This is a genomic window from Sphingomonas rustica (genome assembly GCF_039652585.1).
Lineage (GTDB): Bacteria > Pseudomonadota > Alphaproteobacteria > Sphingomonadales > Sphingomonadaceae > Sphingomonas > Sphingomonas rustica.
In genome coordinates this window covers 228,030-246,076 of record NZ_JBDIZK010000007.1, presented here as the reverse complement: position 1 = coordinate 246,076, position 18,047 = coordinate 228,030, and the positions used below count along the sequence as shown (strand labels likewise).

Sequence of the window (18,047 nt, the reverse complement as noted above, 5' to 3'; positions counted from 1 at the left end):
CGTTCGTCCTTTCGTTCAGAAGGCCGCGGTCAGCGTGACCAGCGCGGTCGACCCGGCGATGCTGCCGCTGCCGTCCTGGCCCTTGCTGAAGCTCGGCTGGAGATAGGCCGCATCGCGGTCCGAAATGTCGGTATCGACCCAGGCAACGCCCAGCGTCAGGTTGCGCCAGGTCGCGTCCGCGCCCAGCGACCAGTCCCAATAGCTGCCGGTCGGGCTCAGGCTGGTCGCGTTGGGGCCCAGCCCGTCATTGCCCCAGCTATGCCCGACATGCGCCTTGGCGGTGATCGGCGTGCCGGCGATCCCGATCGCGGCATCGCCCCACAGGTACAGATTGTCCTCTCGGTCGCCCGGATCGGTATAGGTGCCCGCCGCAGCATCGGCGCCGGTCGCATACCAGCGACCCAGCGCCTTCTGCTTGGGTGCATAGGCGATCCCAGCGGTCAGCGTCGCCGGTCCGGTGGTGCCGGTCAGCTTCGCATAAGGCTCGATGAACTCGGTCGTGTCAGCACCGCCGGGATAGACATAATAGATGGCGCCGACGTCCAGCGTCGCGCGGTCCGACAGCTTCGCCTTGTACCCTGCGATCAGGTCGAGCTCGAGATTGGCGCCACCGAACGTGCCCCATCCGGCCAGGTTCGATCCCCAGATGCCGGCATAAACGCCGCTCTCATGCGTCAGCGTCAGCCCGCCCTGCACCGCCACCTGCCGGTCGGTCTGCGACACGCCGCGAAAGCGATAGTCCGACGCGATCCCGACCGATCCACTGACGGTGATCGCCGGCGTCGGTGCCGGCTCGACCACCGTCGTCGTTGCGACCGGTCCGGCCGCCACATCCTGTGCCTGAGCTGCAAAAGGCACTGACAGCGACGCGACGACGATCGAAATTGGCAAGAGTCTCAAGCGATGCACCCCAGAAACGGGCGGCGCCGATGCGCCTGACCCGGGTTTGTTCAGGGCATCCGATTAGGAGCGGGCGGCATATCAATTCGAGATCGAAACCCGCGAACCGCATAGTGCTGGCATATAGTTGGAATGAGCATGATTGACGCCCGCTGCTCCGTCCCGAGGAAAGCAGTCGTTGTACGACAGCGCCACGGCAGGCCGCCCACCCCCGCAACCCTACCTAATGGCGCCGCGCGGCGATTGTGGCATAGCGCGTTGACGGGCCTGTAGCTGCGCAGGCCGGCGATTGACCCGGCGCGACTTCAGAAGTCGTTTCCGAACAACCGCTTGGGACAGGTGCGGCGGATAGAGTAGAAACAGGGCAATGGAGTCGGTCGAGCCATACGCACCCCATCAGGGCGCTCCCATTCCCGCCGACGAAGCGGTGCGGATGGATGCGGTTGCGCGCTATCGGCTGGGCGGCCTGGGGCGCGAGCCGGTGTTCGACCATATCGCCCAGCTGGCGACCGACCTGTTCGACGTGCCAATGTCGGTCGTGTCGATCATCGATGCCGACATGCAGTGCTTTCGCGGCGCATGCGGCCTGGACGACGACGGCACCTCGCGCGACCTGGCCTTCTGCGCCTTCGCCATCCTGGATGAGGGGATCATGGTCGTGCCCGACGCGACCCAGGATCCGCGCTTTCGCAACAATCCGATGGTCACCGGCGACCCGTTCGTGCGCTTCTATGCCGGCGTGCCGCTGGTCGTCGGCGGCCAGGCGGTGGGAACGCTGTGCCTGATCGACCGCGTCGCGCGCGAGCTGAGCAACCACGACCGCGCCAATCTGGAGCGGCTGGCGCGCACCGTCGTCGACCTGATCGAGCTGCGCGTCGAGCGGTTCGAAGCGGAGGAACAAAGGCGCAAGCTGGCCGAGGAACGCGAGTTGCTGAAGCTCACGGTCGAGAATGTGACCGAGGGCGTGGCGCTGGTCGACGGCGACCTGCGCCTGATCCTGTGGAACGAATGCTTCGCGACCCTCTTCGGTTATGACGAAGAGGTGCTGTGCGAGGGGTGCGAGGCGCGGACGCTGATGGTGATCACCGCCGCGCGCGGAGAGCTCGGACCCGGCGATCCCGACGAGATCGTGGATGACTTCATCAACGCGATCCTGATTACGGAGAGCGGCAGGATCGAGGTCCGTCGAATGAACGGCACGGTGCTTGAAGTCTGGCGCAAGACCATCTCGGGCAATCGGTTCATCCTGACCGCACGCGACGTCACCCACGAGCGCCAGGCGGCCCGGCTGAAGGAAGAACTGGTCTCGACCGTCAGCCACGAGCTTCGCACACCGCTCACCGCAATTTCGGGCGCGCTGCACCTGATGGGCGCGGGCTCCGTCGGCGAATTGCCACCCAAGGCGTCGAACCTGGTCGCGATCGGCCGCCGCAACGCCGACCGGCTGATCGCGCTGGTCAACGACCTGCTCGAGATGGACAAGCTCCATTCGGGAAAGCTTTCCCTCCAGCTCGCCGAGACCGACCTGCGCCAGCTGGTCGCCGAGTCCGCCGAGCAGAACCAGCCCTATGGCGACCGCTACGGCGTCACGCTCAAGACCGGCCTGCCCGATGCGCCGGTGCGCGCACGGGTGGACCTTCGCCGGATCCAGCAGGTGATGAGCAACCTCCTGTCCAACGCCTGCAAATTCTCGCCGCGCGACAGCGAGGTGTGCATCGCGCTGGACACGGAGGGAAGCTGGGCGCGGATCAGCGTGTCAGACCAGGGCCCTGGAATCTCGCCGGAATTCCGCCCCCGCCTGTTCACCCGCTTCGCGCAGGAGGACGGATCGCATCAGCGCGGCCATGCCGGCACGGGCCTGGGCCTGGCGATCACCAAGGGCATCGTCGAGGCACATCGCGGCACGATCGAGCTCGACTCCTCGCCGGGCAAGGGCGCAACCTTCATCATCCGCCTGCCGCTCGCAGGCTGAACCTGCGGCGGACCCGAGCAACGCGCCCGGTCAGGGCTGGCGTTCATTTGTATGAGTTGATACGCTGAACCCGTGCCGCCCGCTCCTGGGCCGGCGTTCAGGATCGACGGGCCCGCAAGAGGCCGCAACTCGAAGGGGAGAGCGATGGCGGATCATCCGGGAGCGAGCCTGACGCGGCGAACGTTGCTGGCCGGCGCAGCCACCGGCGCGATCGCCCTGCTCGCCACCCCGCTGCCCGCCGCGATGCGCGTCGGCAAGGCGGCGCCCTTCCCCCTCATCCGCGACGGCGTGCCGGCGACGGTCGTGGTGGACAGCGCCGCCGACCCCGCCGTGCTGCACGCCGCCAAAAGCTTCGCAGCGGATCTCGGGCGGGTCGGCGGCACCCCGGCCCGGCTGGTCGAGGGCGGGATCGAGGCGGCGCGCGGCACGGTCGTCGTGATCGGCGTGCTGGGCCACAGCCCGTTCCTCGACGCGCTGGCCGCCGCCGGCAGGATCGAGGCCGCCGACCTGCGCGGCCAGTGGGAGGCCTGTCGCCAGCAGGTGGTCGACCGCCCCGCCCCCGGCATCGACCGGGCGCTGGTGATCATCGGCTCCGATCGGCGTGGCGCGGTGTTCGGCACCTACGATCTGTCGCGCCGCATCGGGGTGTCGCCCTGGCACTGGTTCGCCGATATTCCGGTCCGGCAGCAGCGCGACCTGATGCTGCCCGCGGACAGCCGCCGCGACCAGCCGAAGGTCCGCTATCGCGGCTTCTTCATCAACGACGAGGCGCCGTGCCTCAGCGTCTGGGCGCAGAGGAAGTTCGGCGGCTTCAACGCCAGGATGTACGCCCATGTGTTCGAACTGCTGCTGCGGATGAAGGGCAATTATCTGTGGCCGGCGATGTGGGCGCCCCGCGCCTTCGCCGCCGACGATCCGCAGAACATGGTGCTGGCCGACGCGATGGGCGTGGTGATGGGCAATTCGCACCACGAACCGATGCTGCGCGCGCATGACGAATGGCATCGTGGCACCGCGGGCGGGATCACCGGCGGGCCGTGGGATTATACGAAGAACCGCGACAAGCTGCGGCAATTCTGGCGCGGCGGCATCGAGCGGATGATGTCTAAGGGTGACGGGCGCGGCTATGAATCGCTCGTCACGGTCGGCATGCGCGGCGACGGCGACGAGGCAATGGCCGAGGGAACCGCAATCCCGCTGCTCGAACGGATCGTCACCGATCAGCGCAGCATCATCGAACAGGTGACGAAGCGCCCGGCCGCGCAAACCCCTCAACTCTGGGCACTCTACAAGGAAGTCCAGGACTATTACGATCACGGGATGCGGGTGCCCGACGACGTCACCCTGTTGTTCGCCGACGACAATTGGGGGCAGATCCGCCGCCTGCCCACGCCCGGCGCGCCCCCGCGCAGCGGCGGGCACGGCGTCTATTATCACTTCGACTATGTCGGGGCGCCGCGAAACTATAAATGGATCAATACCAATCAGATCGAGAAGGTCTGGCAACAGATGGACCTCGCCTGGCGGCGCGACGCGCGGGCGATCTGGATCGTCAATGTCGGCGACATCAAGCCGATGGAATTCCCGCTGAGCTTCTTCCTCGACCAGGCCTGGGACCCCGAGGCGATGACTCCGGCGGCGCTCGCCGCCTATCCGAAATCCTGGGCCGAGGCCGCGTTCGGCCGCGAGCAAGGCACCGCGATTGGCGAGATGCTGACCACCTATGGCCAATATGCCGCGCGCCGAAAGCCCGAACTGATCGACCAGGACAGTTTCGCACTGGGCGGGATCACGCCCGAAGGGTTGGACGGCGGCGAGTTCGGCGCGATGGTCGCCGAATGGGATGCGCTGGAGCGGCGCATGCTGAAGACCCGCACGCGCCTGAGCGAGGACCAGCTCGACGCCTATTTCCAGCTGGTCGAGCATCCGGTCGCGGCGATGGCCAATCTCTACCGCCTCTATTACGCCGCCGCCTGGAACAAGCTGCTGGCCTCTCGCAACGACGCGCGCGCCAATTACTTCGCCGACCAGGTCGAGGAGACCTTCCGCCGCGATGCCGAGCTGACCACCCGCTATCACTCGATCAACGGCGGCAAGTGGGACGGCATGATGGCGCAGGTCCATATGAGCTACGTCATCTGGAACGACCCGACCCAGCAAACCATGCCCAGCATCACCCGCGTCCGCGGCGACACCCCGGACGGGCGACGCAATCCCCAGCCCAAATTCGTCGCTCCGCCGCGTCCTGGCGACGGCATGATCGCGATCGAGGCACCGGCTTTCACTCGCGCCCGCGGTGGCAAGGGACTGACCTGGACCCGCATCCCCCATCTCGGCCGCACCAATGGCGCGGTGCTCGCTTTACCCCAGGGCCTGCCGCCGACCACGGCCGAGGACGGCATCCGCCTCGACTATGACGTGACGATCCGAAAGGCGGGCCCGGCGCTGCTCACCCTCTATCTCGCCCCAACGCTCGACACGATCGGCAAGGCGCCGCCCCGGATCGGCGTGTCGCTCGACGGCGAACGGGTCCAGCCGCTCGCCATCGACCTCGAACCCACCGGCGGCGCCCAGGATAATCCGGGCAAGAAACGCTGGGCAAAGGCGGTCTGCGACAATGTCGTCCAGCTTGCCTGCGATCTGGGCCAGGTGACGGCAGGCCGCCACACGATCCGCATCTGGCGCCTGGACGACAATGTCGTGCTGCAAAAGCTCGTGCTCAGCACCCAAGGTCCGCCGACGGGCTATCTTGGGCCTGTCCAAGCTTAGGGCGAAGCGTCCGAATCAGTCGAGATGATCGAGAATATTTCTCCACAAAAGATGCGGGGATAAGCCGGCATATCCGGCCTCCTGCGCGTCGTTGCATTCGATCACAATCCAGTCACCATCGCGTGTCCGCGCAATGTCGACAACGAGGAACGGCACCTCGACACGGCGGGCAACCTCACGAGCGAGCTCGATACCGATCCGCAGATCTGCAGCACCGTAAGCGGGCAACTGATACCAATAATGACCGCATCCGACGAAATTTCCGCGCCACCAGAAGGTGCGAAATTCGCGCGAGGCACGGACTTTCCCAGGGACTTCCCCCGGGATGGGATCGAGCTCGACAAAGTTCCTGACGACCGGTCGCTGCCAATGTAGGATAGGGTCTTTCGCATAGCCGTCGCACAGACGCGCATACTCATCCGCGTTTCGCGCAACGGCCAGGTCCGGGTTGTGCTTGCTGGTTTGACGGGACCCCTTCACGAACACCGGCCATCCAAAGTCGCTTTCGATGCGGGATGCTGGAGGGAGATGATCGAAAATGCGCGTCGCCGGCGTCAGATCCCGGATGAGCGGATACCATCCCTCCAACTCGCTGGCCCGAAAATGCTCCTCGGGTGAGTTGACCGGCCGCAACCCCCAGTCGAGCCTTTCAGCATAGTCGCTGCCATAGTCCGGCACGGGTCCGAGCCGCAGCACGCATAGCTCGCCCTCCCGGAACCGGAAGGGATGCGTGCATCTGAAGTTCAGGTCGAAATCGAAATCATAGGCCGGAGCACCGATCGCGCGGCTGATGACGAGGAGTTGGTCTTCCACACGCGAGATGGTGACGTCCATCCCGCAGGTCTAGGTTGAACGCTTCCGGATCACCAGCCATCGCGTCGACATACCTCTCTGACTCACCGCCAGGGCTCGACCTTGCATCCGCCGAAGATCATCGGTCGCGGCAGCTGGAAGATGAAATAGGGGTTCGGCAGATCCAGCGCACCGGCGGCGTCGAGCCGTGCCTGCTGGTCGGGGCTGAACGCGATGTCGAGCGCGGCGACGTTCTCGCGAAGCTGCTCGGGCCGGCTCGCGCCGATCAGCACCGATCCGACGCCGGGCCGGTTGGCGGCCCAGGCGAGCGCCACCTGCGCCATCGGCCGGTCGAGTTCAGCCGCCACCCCGCGCAGCACGTCGACCACGTCGAAATTGCGGTCGGTGAACAACATGCCGCCGAACGGATTGTCGCCGTTCAGCCGTCCGTCGCTGCCGCCGTCCGGGGTCTCGCCCGCGCGATCCGGCAAGGCGACCGACGCACCCTCCACACCGATCTTGTCACGGCCATATTTGCCGGTCAGCAGGCCGGCCGCCAGCGGGCTCCATGCCACCAGCCCCATGCCCAGCGCCTGCCCGGCAGGCAGGATCTCGAGCTCGACCCCGCGATCGACCAGCGAATAGGCATATTGCAACCCGACCGGCTCGGGCAGGCCGTGCGCGCGGGCCAGCGTCGCGACCTGCGCCGCATACCAGGCGGGGGCGTTGGAGAAGCCGTAATAGAGAATGTCGCCGCGCCGCACCGCGTCGGTCAGGGCGCGCAACGCTTCCTCGGGCGGGGTGGTCCGGTCCCACACATGCGTCCAGTACAGATCGATGAACCCGGTGCCGAGCCGGCGCAGCGATCCCTCGATCCCGTCGCGAATGTTGCGGGCGCTGTTGCCGCCGGCCAGCGGCGTGCCCTGCGTTCGCGGAAAGCCCGACTTGGTGGCGATCACCAGCCGGTCGCGTATCCCGCGCTCCGCGACGAACCGACCCAGCATCGCCTCGCTCTCGCCGGCCGAATAGACGTCGGCGGTGTCGATGAAATTGCCGCCCGCATCGACATAGGCATCGAAGATCGCGCGCGACGCCGCCTCGTCCGCGCCCCAGCGTCCCGCGCCGAAGGTCATGGTGCCCAGCGCCAGCGGACTGACGATCAGGCCCGAGCGGCCCAGCGTGTGGTGGTCGGTCAACGTCATTGTTGCATCTCCTGACAAGCTGCCACCAAGCTAGGCAGCGCAAGCTGAGAGGATTAGAGGCGGGACATCGCAAGGGCTTGTGAAGGATATGCAGCAATGAAGCGCGGCGACCTGGACGATCTGGCGGCATTCGCGGCGGTTGCCCGCGCGCGCAGCTTCACCCGCGCCGCCGCGGCGCTGGGCCTGTCGCCTTCGGCGCTCAGCCATGCGATGCGCGGGCTCGAGGCGCGGCTTGGCGTCCGCCTGCTGGCGCGCACGACGCGCAGCGTGGCACCGACCCCGGCGGGCGAACGGCTGCTCGCCTCGCTGGGCCCGGCGCTGGACGAGGTCGGGCGCGGACTCGCCGCGCTGGCCGACTGGCGCGGGGCACCGTCGGGCACGCTGCGCCTTACCACCTTTTCCTCCGGCGCGCGAATGGTGCTGGCGCCGCGCCTCCCGCAATTCCTGCTCGATCATCCCGACGTCTCGATCGAGGTGATCGTCGACGACCGCTTCACCGATCTGGTGGCCGAGGGTTTCGATGCCGGCATCCGCCTTGGCGAGTCGGTCGATCGCGACATGATCGCGATCCGCGTGGGGCCGGACATGCGCACATTGGTGGTCGGCACGCCCGGTTATTTCGATCGGCGTGCCAGGCCGGTCACGCCGGACCAGCTCGACGCCCATGTCTGCGTCAACTACCGGCTGATCGGCGGCGGTGGCCTGTTGCCCTGGGAGTTCGGACAGGGCGGGCGCGAGATCCGCTATCGCCCGACCGGACAGCTGATCGTCAATGACGAGGTGCTGGCGGGCGCCGCCGTCCGCGCCGGCGCCGGGCTGGGCTATATGATCGAATCCGACGTCGCTGCCGAGATTGCCGATGGCCGACTGATCCAGGTGCTGGACGACTGGTGCCCGCCCTTCGACGGATATTATCTCTATTACCCCAGCCGCCAGGTCACCCCGGCGCTCCGCGCACTGATCGACGCGCTGCGCTGGTCGGGGCCGAACCCGACGCAAAGCCCGATTGGCTTGGCGGACGAATTGGCCTAAGGGCGCCGCCGTGGAGCGGTTCGCCGCTTCGCACAGATCGCGCCGGTGTCCCCCTCGGGGGACTTAAAACGGGAATGCGGTGCGGGCGGTCCTCCGTCCAAATCCGCGGCTGTCCCTGCAACTGTAAGCGGCGAGCGTGACGCACTGGCTCCCCCCTCGAGGGAGCAGCCACTGGATCGCAGGATCCGGGAAGGCCGTGCATCCCGCCCTGACCCGCGAGCCAGGAGACCTGCCGGCGCACCGGTCGCTCTTGCCTTGGTCCAGGGATTGGCCACGGCACGGTACTCCGTCTGAGCGACGACCAAGCGGCCGGGGCCGCTTCGGTGCTGCGCGGCAGGCGTCGGACGCCCGTCTCTCGCGCATGCGCCGGCCGGGGGCATCATCGCCCCGGGCAGGACCCGGCAGTCGTTGCGCGGCTGTCCGGGGGTATCCATGTTCAAGACCGGTTTCGTTTCGCTGATCGCCATCGCCGCGGCCACGCCTGCCTTTGCCCAGCCCGATCCCGAGCCGGCGGCCGCGCCCGCCGACGACCAGATCGTCGTCACCGCCTCGCGGTCGGGCGAAGGCATTCCGATCGACCAGCTTGCCGCTTCGGTGACGGTGATCGACGCCGAAGCGCTGGAGCAGCGCCAGACGCGGATCGTCTCCGACGTGCTGCGCGACGTACCCGGCGTGTCGGTCAGCCGCGTCGGCGCGGTCGGTGCCCAGACCCAGATCCGCATCCGCGGGTCGGAGAGCAACCATGTCCTGGTCCTGATCGACGGGATCGAGGCTGCCGATCCCTATTATGGCGAATATGATTTCGGCACGCTGATCGCCGATCCCAGCGCCCGGATCGAGGTGCTGCGCGGCCAGCAATCCTCGCTTTACGGATCCGACGCGATCGGCGGCGTGATCAACTACATCACCTTGTCGGGCGCCGAGGCGCCGGGGCTGAGCGCGCGCGGCGAGGCCGGCTCGTTCGGCACGATCAGCAGCGCAGCGCGCGCCGCCGGCACCAGCGGGACGTTCGACTATGCCGTCTCGGGCAGCTGGTATCACACCGACGGCACGCCGACCGCGCGCGGCGGCACCCGTGATATCGGGTCGGACAGCGTCGGCGCCTCGGCCAAGCTGAACTGGAAGCCGAGCGACACGTTCCGCCTGACCGGCGTGCTGCGCTATAGCCATACCGCCGCCGACAACAACAACAGCGAGAGCAACCCCGCCAGCCCGAATTTCGGCCTGATCGTCGACAGCCCGGGCGTGCGCTTCGTCAATGACGGCTATTACGGCCTGCTCGCCGCCGAGCTGACCGCGATGGACGGTCGCTGGATCAACACCCTGTCGGGTCAGTTCGCCGACACCACGCGGACCGGCTACACGCTGTCGGGCGTCGACTATGGCGACAAGGGGCGGCGCTACAAGGGGTCGTTCACCTCCAGTTTCCGCTTCGACACTGCATCGCTCACCCACCGCATCACCGGCGCGGTCGATGTCGAGCGCGAGGAGTTCGAGAACACGACCCCGGGCACCGGGTCGCCCTTCGACCCGTTTCGCGGCCGTCGCAGCACCGACAATGTCGGCCTGGTCGCGCAATATGAGCTGACCGCCGGCGCCTTCACCGGCGGCGCATCGGTGCGACGCGACGAGAATAACCGTTTTGCCGACACGACCACCTGGCGGGTCCAGGGCGGCTATCGCCTGCCGACCGACACGCGGATCCATGCCGCCTATGGCACCGGCGTGAAGAACCCCGGCTATTACGAGCTCTATGGCTATTCGGAAGACACCTATATCGGCAATCCGAACCTGCGCCCGGAACAGTCGGAGGGCTGGGAAGCCGGCGTCGAGCAGCGGTTCCTCGACGGCAATGCGACGATCGGCGCGACCTATTTCGACTCCACGCTGACCGACGAGATCTACACCGCCTATCCCGCACCGAACTTCGTCGCGACGCCGGCGAACCGCGCGACCGAGTCGAAGCAGCACGGCGTCGAGCTCTATGCAAGCATCCGCCCGTCCTCGCAGTTCCGTCTCGACGCGGCCTATACCCATCTCAAGGCGCGCGAGAACGGGATCCTCGAGGTCCGCCGCCCCGGCGACATCGCCAGCGTCAACGCGACCGTCTCCAGTGCGGACCAGCGGCTCTCCGGCACGCTGACCGTGCGCTATAACGGCCGGATCCGCGACGTCGCCTATACCGACCGTAACTACGTCCCCGTCGATGTCTCGCTGAAACCGTTCACGCTGGTGAACCTCAACGCCCAGTTCCGGATCACCGACAAGGTCAGCATCTTCGGCCGCGTCGAGAATCTGTTCGACGTCGATTACGAGGAAGTGTTCGGCTACGCGACGCCCGGCATCGCCGCCTATGGCGGGCTGCGCATCGGCCTGTAAGGCTCGCGCCCGGACGGTCCCGCCGTCCGGGCGCTCGCTTCCCGCACAATCGAGCCGAAGGAGTGTCGCGATGAAACCGCGCACCGATGCCGAACACACCGCGAAGATGAAGAAGGTCCAGGCGGCGCAGGCGAAGAAGCTTGCCACCAAGACCGTCGAGAAGGGCCTGGTCATCGTCCATACCGGCCCGGGCAAGGGCAAGACCTCGGCCGCCTTGGGCATGGTCGTGCGGGCGATCGGCCACGGGATGAAGGTGGGCGTCGTCCAGTTCGTGAAGGGGGCGATGGCCACCGGCGAGAAGGCCGTGTTCGACCGCTTCCCCGACCTGGTCGAGTTCAAGCCGATGGGCGAAGGCTTCACCTGGGACACGCAGGACCGCAGCCGCGACATCGCCGTCGCGCGCGAGGCATGGGACGAGGTCAAGCGGATGATCGCCGACCCCGGCTATGCGATGGTCGTCGCCGACGAGCTGAACATCGTCCTGCGCTACGACTATCTCCCGGTCGATGAGGTTCTGGAGGTGCTGGCCGCGAAGCCGGAAATGACCCATGTCATCGTCACCGGCCGCAATGCACCGCAGGTGCTGATCGAAGCCGCTGACCTGGTCACCGAAATGGCGCAGGTGAAGCACCCGTTCCGCGAACAGAATGTCAGGGCGCAGCGCGGAATCGAGTTCTAGTCGTGGCGCGCCAGCTGTTCCGCGATGCCGCGCGCCGCCCGGACATAGGCCGGGCTGCCGCACACCGTCCACGCCTGGGGGATGCTGATCCGCGGGATGCCGGCCAGCGCGGGATGGTGCAGCATCTCGGTCCCCTGGTCGCTGACCCGGTCGGTCGCGCTTTCGACGATCAGGAAATCGGGCCTGGCCGCGACCATCTCCTCGAGGCTCAGCTGCGACAGCGCCGGCTTGCCCAGCTTGCCCGCAAGGTTGACCAGCCCGGCGCGGGTCATCAGCTCGTCGATCAGCGTGCCGGTGCCGGTCATGTAGCCGCGCCGCTGGTAGTAGGCAGCGACCCGGCCACGGCCCAGCCTTGCCAGCCCGGCAAGATCGGCCTGCATCCGTGCCACCAGCGCCTCGCCGCGTTCGGGATGGCCGACCGCCGCCGCGGTCTCGCGGATCGAGGCATAGATCTCGTCGACCGTGTTCGCGGTCTTCAGGTCGAGCAGGCGATAGTCCTGCCCCTTCAGCGCGGTCATCGCCGCGCTGCGCCGTGCAGGCATGCCGACAACCAGGTCGGGCTCGATCGCCAGGATCTGCTCGGCGGAATTGGAAATCAGCGTCAGCCCGCGGGCCCTGGCCGCCTCGCCCGACATTTCGGGATCAGTCGCGTTGCGCGTCAGCCCGGCGATCTGGTCGCGATCGGCCAGCGCAAGCACCAGCTGGTCGGCGCACAGGTTGAGCGAGACGATCCGCTTCGGCGGGCCGGCGGGCGCGGACGGCACTGTGCCGGTGCCGGCCCACAGGGCGGCGCTTCCCAGTGCGGCCAGCGGCAGCGCGAGCATCCAGAGGCGGTGACGACCCATCGCCGCCTCCATAGCCGCGCCATTCCTCCCTTCAAGTCTTTCGGAGTCGCCGCATGATCGCCGCCCGTCATCGCACGGTGCTGATCGCCGCGCTCGGCCTTCTTGCGCTGGCCGCTGCGATCGGCTCGCTGCTGCTCGGCCCGGTGCCCCTGTCGCTGCCGCGCATGGTCGCCGCCTTCACCGGCAATGGCGACCGCGTCGCGACCAGCATCCTGTTCGACCTGCGCCTGCCGCGCACCATCCTGGGCCTCGCCGTCGGGGCGATGCTCGGCCTGTCGGGCGCGGCGCTTCAGGGCTATCTGCGCAATCCGCTGGCCGAGCCGTCGGTGCTCGGCACCTCGACCGCGGCGGCGCTTGGCGCGGTTGGCGCGATCTATTTCGGCCTCGCGCTGGTGCATCCGCTGATCCTGCCGGTGATGGCGGTGCTCGCGGCACTGGCCTCGCTGGCGCTGCTGTTCCTGCTCGCGGGCCGGTCGGAAAGCCCGCTGACGCTGATCCTGGCGGGCATCGCGCTGATGACCCTGGCGAGCGCGGGGATCAGCCTGTCGCTCAACCTCTCGCCAAATCCGTTCGCGGCGATGGAGATCATGACCTGGCTGCTGGGCAGCCTCGAGAACCGGTCGTTCGACCATGTCCGCGTCGCGCTGCCCTGTATCGCGATCGGCGCGGCGATGCTGTTGTGGCACGGTCGCGCGCTCGACGCGCTGACGCTGGGCGAGGACGGCGCGCAGGCGCTGGGCGTCGACCTGAGCGCGACCCGCCTCAGGTTGCTGCTGGGCACCGCGATCGGCGTGGGCGGCGCGGTGGCGGTGTCGGGCGCGATCGGGTTCGTCGGGCTGATCGTCCCGCACCTGATCCGACCGCTGACCGACCGCAGCCCCTCGGCGATCCTGCTGCCGTCCGCGATTGGCGGCGCCGCGTTGCTGACCCTGGCCGACCTCGCGGTGCGGCTGATCGACACCAAGGCCGAGCTGAAGCTGGGCGTCGTCACTGCGTTCCTCGGCGTGCCGGTCTTCCTCGTCCACCTCATGCGGGAGCGGCGGCTATGGTGAGCATCCGGATCGAGGGGCTCGGCGTCACGCTGGGCAGGCGCGCCGTGCTGCGCGACGTGACCGCGTCGTTCGCGCCCGCCACGCTGACCGGAATCGTCGGCCCCAATGGCGCAGGCAAGTCGACGCTGGCGCGCGCGATGCTGGCGCTGGTGCCGACGACCGGGCGCGTGCGGGTCGATGACCGCGACGTCGCGACCATGCCGCGCGCCGAACTGGCCAGGCGCATCGCCTATCTGCCGCAAGGCCAGACGCTGCACTGGCCGCTGTCGGTCGAGCGGCTGGTCGGGCTCGGCCGGCTGCCGCATCTGGGGCCGATGTCGCGCGTGGCCGAGGGCGACGCCGCCGCGATCCAGCGGGCGATGGTGCGCGCCGACGTGACCGCGCTGCGCGACCGGATCGCGACCGAGTTGTCGGGCGGCGAGCGCGCCCGCGTCCTGCTGGCGCGCTCGCTGGCGGTCGAGGCACCCGGCCTGATCGCCGATGAACCGCTCGCCAGCCTCGACCCCGGCCACCAGATCGACGTGATGGACCTGCTCCGCGCCGAGGCGCGCGGCGGCGCGCTGGTGATCGCGGTGCTGCACGACCTGACGATGGCCGCGCGCTATTGCGACCGGCTGCTGCTGGTCGACCGCGGAACCGTCGTGGCGGACGGTGCGCCGGCCGACGTGCTGGCGCCGGCGAACCTGCGCGCGGTCTATGGCATCGATGCGCGGATCGACCTGGACGGCGACTGGCCGAGCATCGTGACGCTGGGCCGCGCGCGATGAACGCGCAGGAAATTTCCTATGCTCGCGACGGCTACGCCATTGTGCCGTTATACGACCGTACAACAATAATGGCCGCCCGGGCCGATATCGTCGAGCAGATCGATCGCGTGTCGCGCGCGCTGTATCTGCCGTTCGAGGCGAGCTGTCCCGACGCGCCGCTGGAAGAGCGGATCGACCGCGTCTTCGCCCGGGACCGCAGCCATGCCGACCTGCTGCGCCGCGTGGTCTGCACCGATGCGCAGCGCGGTCCGCGGCTGTCGGCGATCGCCGCCGACCCGCGGCTGATCGAGACGGCGCAGCGGATCGGCGGGCGCGCGCTGGCGGGATCGATCGTCCGTGTCCGTGCCAGCATTGCGAGCTTTCCCGGGCATCGCCACGCCTGGCATTCGGACGTGGTCCGCGACGACGGCACCGCCTGCGGCCGGGTATGGATCACCGCCTGGATCCCGCTGAGCGATGCCGGCCCCGGGCGCGGCGGGCTGGAGGTCCTTCCCGGGCGCCGGCCCGCGCCGATGGCGCAGGCGACCGATCGCGGGTTCGAGATTCCCGAGGCGGCGATCGCCGGCCTGCCGCACATCCAGCCCGAATGCCCCGCGGGCACCGTCCTCTTCCTCGACCGGTTCACGCCGCATCGCACGCTGCCGTCGGTCGCGGCGCGGTTCGCGCTGGTGGTGTGGATGATGGCGGCGTGATGCCGATTGCCAGCCGCGGCGCGCGGCCCTAAGGGCGGCGACGCGACAGGTTCCCCGGAGACGGGGATGAAAAGGGAACGGGATCAAACCCGGCTGCCCCTGCAACTGTAAGCGGCGAGCCATCGGCCGAATGCCATTGGGACCCCGGTCCTGAGAAGGCGGCCGAACCGGCACCGACCCGCTAGCCAGGAGACCTGCCCGTCGCGGTCGTCCTTCGTGCGGACAGGGTGTGTCGCGCGGACGGGGGTGAACCCGAGAGACGACAGAGCTGACCGCGTTCGCGCGGGATGCGGCTGTGCGTCCTTCGCGGACACGGCGTCGCATTCCCGTGCGGGTGCGGCCGTGTCGTCGAAGGATATGAAGTTGAAGTCGCTGTTCCGTCTCGCCGTTTCCGTTTCCGCCCTCGCCGCCGCCTCGGGCGCGCTTGCCCAGCAGGCCCCGGCCCCCGATGCCGCAGCACCCGCCGCCTCGACCGAGGACAGCGGCGAGATCATCGTCACCGCCACCCGCGCGCCGGTCGCGATCGACCAGGTCCCGGCATCGGTCACCGTGCTCGACAAGGCGGCGATCGACCGCAGCCAGGACATCGGCGTGACCGAGCTGCTGCTGCGCACGCCCGGCATCACCATGTCGCGCAACGGCGGCTATGGCACGTCCACCTCGCTACGCATTCGCGGCGCCGAATCGGACCAGACCGTCGTCGTCATCGACGGGGTGAAGCTGAACGACCCCGCCTCGACCGGCGGCGGCTATAACTTCGCCAACCTGCTGACCGGGGACGCATCGCGGATCGAGATCCTGCGCGGGCCGCAATCGACCCTGTGGGGCAGCCAGGCGATCGGCGGCGTGGTCAACATCGTCACCGCCATGCCCGAGGCGCCGATCGAGGGCAGTTTCGACTTGGAGGCCGGGTCGCGCGCGACCGTCAGCGCGCGCGCCGCGATCGGCGGGCGGACCGGCCCGCTCAGCTGGCGGCTGGGCGGCCAGAGCTTCACCACCGACGGCATCTCGGCGATCGCGCCGACGTTCGGCGGGCACGAGACCGACGGCTACACCAATCGCAGCGCCACCGGCCGCGCCGAGCTGGAACTGGCGACCAATCTGAGCGTCGAGCTGCGCGGCTATTATTCGAGCGGGCGGGTCAACATCGATTCGACCAGCGGCGACAATCCCGACTTTTCCACGAACAAGGAGTTCGTCGGCTATGCCGGGGTGAACTTCGCGCTGCTCGACGGCCGCTTTCGCAACCGCGTCGCCTATGCCCATACCGACACCGACCGCGACAGCTTCTCGCCGCTGCGCGCCCGCGCGCTCAGCTTCGAATCGAACGGCCAGAACCGCCGCTGGGAATATCAGGGCAGCTTCGCCTTCACCCAGCGCATCTCGGCGGTGTTCGGGCTGGAGAATGAACGCTCGAAGTTCGAGAGCCGCTCGCCCGCCGGCGCACTGGCCACGCCGCTGCCGCCCTTTGCGACCGGCGATGCCGAGATCACCAGCGTCTATGGCCAGCTGAGCATCGAGCCGGTCGACGGGCTGACGGTCAATGGCGGGGTGCGTCATGACGATCACAGCCGCTATGGCGGCCAGACCCTGTTCTCGACCGGCGCGGTGTGGCGCCTGCCCACCGACACGATCCTGCGCGCCAGCTATGGCGAGGGGTTCAAGGCACCGACCCTGTACCAGCTGTTCAGCGAATATGGGAACGTCGCGCTCGACCCCGAACAGGCGCGCGGATGGGAAGCCGGTGTCGAGCAGCAACTGTTCGACCGCAAGCTGAGCTTCGGCGCGACCTATTTCGAGCGCGTCACCACCAACCAGATCATCTTCAACAGCTGCAGCGCGACCTCGCCCAGCCCGTTGTGCCTGGTGCCGGGCAGCACGACGCGCCGCTCGGGCTATTATTCCAACGTCTCGCGCGGCGAGGCGCACGGGATCGAGGCGGCGGCTGCGCTGAAGCTGGGCGGCCTGACGCTCGACGGCAATTACAGCTGGACGGTTGCCGAGGACCGGTCGCCGGGCACGGCCAATTTCGGCAAGTGGCTGCCGCGCCGCCCTCAGGACAGCGGCAATGCATCGGTCAGCTATGCCTTTCCGTTCGGGCTGAGCACCGGCGCGGCAGTGCGCTGGGCCGGGCACAGTTTCGACAATGCGAGCAATGCGACGCGGTTGGACGGCTATGCGCTGGTCGACCTGCGCGCCGAGTTCGCGGTGAGCGAGCGGTTCCGGCTGTTCGCGCGGGCGGAGAACGTCTTCGACGAGGAGTATATGACCGCCTATCGCTACGGCACGCTGGGCCGCAGCTTCTATGCCGGCGTGCGCGGCCGGTTCTGACCGCGCGCACGCATCCCACTGCCCGGGCCTGCGCATCGTGCAGGCCCGGGTCGCCCTTCCGGAACCCGATCGAGGAGCCGTCATGACCCAGGGACATTCGACCCGCGCCGCATCGACCTTGTGGATCCTGCTGCTGACGCTTGCCAGCACCGCGACGACACTGGTGTTCGCCTGCGCCACCCCGTTTCCGGCACTGGCCGCGCTTGCCGCAGTCCATATGCGGCGCAGCGACGGCATCTGGCTGATGCTGGCGGCGTGGCTGGCCAGCCAGGCGGTGGGCTTCTGCCTGCTCGACTATCCGCGCGATGCCGGCACGTTCGGCTGGGCGGCGGGCCTCGCCACCGCCGCGGTCGCATCGGTGATCGGCGCGCATGCCGCACTTCGCCTCGCCGGAGACCGGCCGGTGCCGGTGCGGTTGGCGCTCGCCTATCTCGCCGGCTTCGTCGCGTTCAAGGCAGTCGTGCTGGGCTGGGCCTTCTTCCTTGGCGGCGTGGCCAGCACGATCGATCCCGCGATCCTGCAGCGCCAGTTCCTGCGCAACGGCGCGATCCTGGTCGGTCTCTATGCGCTGTACCGCCTGCTGACCGCGATCGGGGTGCCTCAGCCTGCCCCGCGCGTCGCGACTGCCTGAGCGC

At 68.4% G+C, this 18,047-nt stretch carries 14 protein-coding genes and 2 riboswitches; of the genes, 10 read left to right on the top strand and 4 right to left on the bottom strand.

Going from position 1 to position 18,047, the window contains the following annotated elements:
- Positions 1-15: 15 nt before the first annotated feature.
- Positions 16-831 carry a TorF family putative porin gene (locus tag TPR58_RS13540; protein ID WP_346247212.1) on the bottom strand — a complete coding sequence of 272 codons (816 nt, stop codon included), beginning with the start codon at positions 829-831 and terminating at the stop codon, positions 16-18.
- Between the two features lie 502 nt (positions 832-1,333).
- On the opposite strand from TPR58_RS13540, the gene TPR58_RS13535 reads away from it, so the two are divergent.
- Complete coding sequence (locus tag TPR58_RS13535) at positions 1,334-2,872, top strand: GAF domain-containing sensor histidine kinase (protein WP_346247211.1); 1,539 nt, start codon at positions 1,334-1,336, stop codon at positions 2,870-2,872.
- Positions 2,873-3,016: 144 nt separating this feature from the next.
- Entirely contained in the window at positions 3,017-5,641 is a 2,625-nt protein-coding gene (locus TPR58_RS13530) for a glycosyl hydrolase 115 family protein (protein WP_346247210.1), read from the top strand.
- 15 nt (positions 5,642-5,656) lie between these two features.
- Here the strand turns inward: TPR58_RS13530 and TPR58_RS13525 are convergent, their stop codons facing one another.
- On the bottom strand, positions 5,657-6,475 hold the full coding sequence (locus TPR58_RS13525; protein WP_346247209.1) for an ATP-grasp domain-containing protein: 819 nt from the start codon (positions 6,473-6,475) through the stop codon (positions 5,657-5,659).
- Positions 6,476-6,537: 62 nt separating this feature from the next.
- Complete coding sequence (locus tag TPR58_RS13520; RefSeq protein ID WP_346247208.1) at positions 6,538-7,635, bottom strand: aldo/keto reductase; 1,098 nt, start codon at positions 7,633-7,635, stop codon at positions 6,538-6,540.
- Positions 7,636-7,731: 96 nt separating this feature from the next.
- On the opposite strand from TPR58_RS13520, the gene TPR58_RS13515 reads away from it, so the two are divergent.
- The 3 genes from TPR58_RS13515 (at position 7,732) to cobO (ending at position 11,725) form a co-directional block, all read left to right on the top strand.
- Positions 7,732-8,667, top strand: a complete 936-nt coding sequence (locus TPR58_RS13515) for a LysR family transcriptional regulator (protein ID WP_346247207.1) — start codon at positions 7,732-7,734, stop codon at positions 8,665-8,667.
- 26 nt (positions 8,668-8,693) lie between these two features.
- Positions 8,694-8,918, top strand: a riboswitch (cobalamin riboswitch).
- Positions 8,919-9,099: 181 nt separating this feature from the next.
- Positions 9,100-11,046 (top strand): TonB-dependent receptor plug domain-containing protein, encoded by a 1,947-nt coding sequence (locus TPR58_RS13510; RefSeq protein ID WP_346247206.1) that lies wholly within the window; start codon positions 9,100-9,102, stop codon positions 11,044-11,046.
- A 70-nt stretch (positions 11,047-11,116) separates the two neighbouring features.
- The gene (gene cobO, locus TPR58_RS13505; protein ID WP_346247205.1) at positions 11,117-11,725 is read left to right on the top strand and encodes a cob(I)yrinic acid a,c-diamide adenosyltransferase; all 609 of its coding nucleotides are present in this window, start codon (positions 11,117-11,119) and stop codon (positions 11,723-11,725) included.
- Here the strand turns inward: cobO and TPR58_RS13500 are convergent.
- Positions 11,722-12,570 (bottom strand): ABC transporter substrate-binding protein, encoded by an 849-nt coding sequence (locus tag TPR58_RS13500; RefSeq protein ID WP_346247204.1) that lies wholly within the window; start codon positions 12,568-12,570, stop codon positions 11,722-11,724. The genes cobO and TPR58_RS13500 overlap by 4 nt on opposite strands.
- A gap of 53 nt (positions 12,571-12,623) precedes the next feature.
- Here TPR58_RS13500 and TPR58_RS13495 point away from each other — a divergent pair, with 53 nt between their 5' ends.
- The 5 genes from TPR58_RS13495 to TPR58_RS13475 all read left to right on the top strand — a co-directional run bounded on the left by TPR58_RS13495 (position 12,624) and on the right by TPR58_RS13475 (position 18,043).
- Positions 12,624-13,622, top strand: coding sequence for a FecCD family ABC transporter permease (locus TPR58_RS13495; protein WP_346247202.1), 999 nt, complete (start codon positions 12,624-12,626; stop codon positions 13,620-13,622).
- The gene (locus TPR58_RS13490; RefSeq protein WP_346247201.1) at positions 13,616-14,389 is read left to right on the top strand and encodes an ABC transporter ATP-binding protein; all 774 of its coding nucleotides are present in this window, start codon (positions 13,616-13,618) and stop codon (positions 14,387-14,389) included. Before TPR58_RS13495 ends, TPR58_RS13490 begins: the two co-directional genes overlap by 7 nt.
- Positions 14,386-15,081, top strand: coding sequence for a phytanoyl-CoA dioxygenase family protein (locus tag TPR58_RS13485; protein WP_346247200.1), 696 nt, complete (start codon positions 14,386-14,388; stop codon positions 15,079-15,081). Before TPR58_RS13490 ends, TPR58_RS13485 begins: the two co-directional genes overlap by 4 nt.
- A gap of 30 nt (positions 15,082-15,111) precedes the next feature.
- A riboswitch (cobalamin riboswitch) is annotated at positions 15,112-15,297 on the top strand.
- 156 nt (positions 15,298-15,453) lie between these two features.
- Entirely contained in the window at positions 15,454-17,412 is a 1,959-nt protein-coding gene (locus TPR58_RS13480) for a TonB-dependent receptor plug domain-containing protein (protein ID WP_428835717.1), read from the top strand.
- Between the two features lie 82 nt (positions 17,413-17,494).
- On the top strand, positions 17,495-18,043 hold the full coding sequence (locus tag TPR58_RS13475) for a hypothetical protein (RefSeq protein ID WP_346247198.1): 549 nt from the start codon (positions 17,495-17,497) through the stop codon (positions 18,041-18,043).
- The last annotated feature ends 4 nt before the right edge of the window (positions 18,044-18,047 follow it).

Bases quoted from the DNA above. Each gene is read 5' to 3' on its own strand.
- TPR58_RS13535 (WP_346247211.1), top strand. From the start codon at position 1,334: ATGGATGCGGTTGCGCGCTATCGGCTGGGCGGCCTGGGGCGCGAGCCG.
- TPR58_RS13530 (WP_346247210.1), top strand. From the start codon at position 3,017: ATGGCGGATCATCCGGGAGCGAGCCTGACGCGGCGAACGTTGCTGGCC.
- TPR58_RS13525 (WP_346247209.1), bottom strand. From the start codon at position 6,475: ATGGACGTCACCATCTCGCGTGTGGAAGACCAACTCCTCGTCATCAGC.
- TPR58_RS13520 (WP_346247208.1), bottom strand. From the start codon at position 7,635: ATGACGTTGACCGACCACCACACGCTGGGCCGCTCGGGCCTGATCGTC.
- TPR58_RS13515 (WP_346247207.1), top strand. From the start codon at position 7,732: ATGAAGCGCGGCGACCTGGACGATCTGGCGGCATTCGCGGCGGTTGCC.
- TPR58_RS13510 (WP_346247206.1), top strand. From the start codon at position 9,100: ATGTTCAAGACCGGTTTCGTTTCGCTGATCGCCATCGCCGCGGCCACG.
- cobO (WP_346247205.1), top strand. From the start codon at position 11,117: ATGAAACCGCGCACCGATGCCGAACACACCGCGAAGATGAAGAAGGTC.
- TPR58_RS13500 (WP_346247204.1), bottom strand. From the start codon at position 12,570: ATGGGTCGTCACCGCCTCTGGATGCTCGCGCTGCCGCTGGCCGCACTG.
- TPR58_RS13495 (WP_346247202.1), top strand. From the start codon at position 12,624: ATGATCGCCGCCCGTCATCGCACGGTGCTGATCGCCGCGCTCGGCCTT.
- TPR58_RS13490 (WP_346247201.1), top strand. From the start codon at position 13,616: ATGGTGAGCATCCGGATCGAGGGGCTCGGCGTCACGCTGGGCAGGCGC.
- TPR58_RS13485 (WP_346247200.1), top strand. From the start codon at position 14,386: ATGAACGCGCAGGAAATTTCCTATGCTCGCGACGGCTACGCCATTGTG.
- TPR58_RS13475 (WP_346247198.1), top strand. From the start codon at position 17,495: ATGACCCAGGGACATTCGACCCGCGCCGCATCGACCTTGTGGATCCTG.